The organism is Mesorhizobium sp. LNHC252B00 (genome assembly GCF_000502955.1).
Taxonomy (GTDB): domain Bacteria; phylum Pseudomonadota; class Alphaproteobacteria; order Rhizobiales; family Rhizobiaceae; genus Mesorhizobium.
Map to the genome: position 1 here is coordinate 1 of NZ_AYWO01000130.1, position 424 is coordinate 424.

At 61.8% G+C, this 424-nt stretch carries 1 protein-coding gene; it reads left to right on the plus strand.

Annotation, left to right across the window (positions count from 1 at the left end):
* Positions 1 to 424: sugar ABC transporter permease (locus X744_RS139645; RefSeq protein ID WP_023763260.1), on the plus strand; the 424-nt coding region annotated here is incomplete at both ends.

The window sequence follows — 424 nt, forward strand, 5'->3', positions numbered from 1 at the left end:
CAGCTCTACATCAGCGTCACCGACTGGTCGCCACTCTCGGGCCTCGGCTGGTGGAATGCCTGGGAGATGTGGAACAGTTTCGCCAACTACACCGACCTTGCCGCCGACGCGCGCTTCTGGAGTGCGCTGAAGCGCACGGTTATCGTCATGGTCGTCTGCGTGCCGGCCGAATTCTTGTTAGGCTTGGCGCTGGCGACGCTGTTCGCCGACGACTTTCCCGGCAAGCGCATCTTCTATTCGGTCCTGCTGATGCCTATGATGGTGGTGCCGGCGGTGGCCGGCTACATGTTCTTCATGCTGTTCCAGTCGGGCGGCCCGGTGAACGACATTCTGTCGGCAATCACGGGCACGCAAGTCACCATTGCCTGGCTTTCGGACCCGACGCTGGCGCTGATCGCGGTGATGATCGCCGACATCTGGCCAT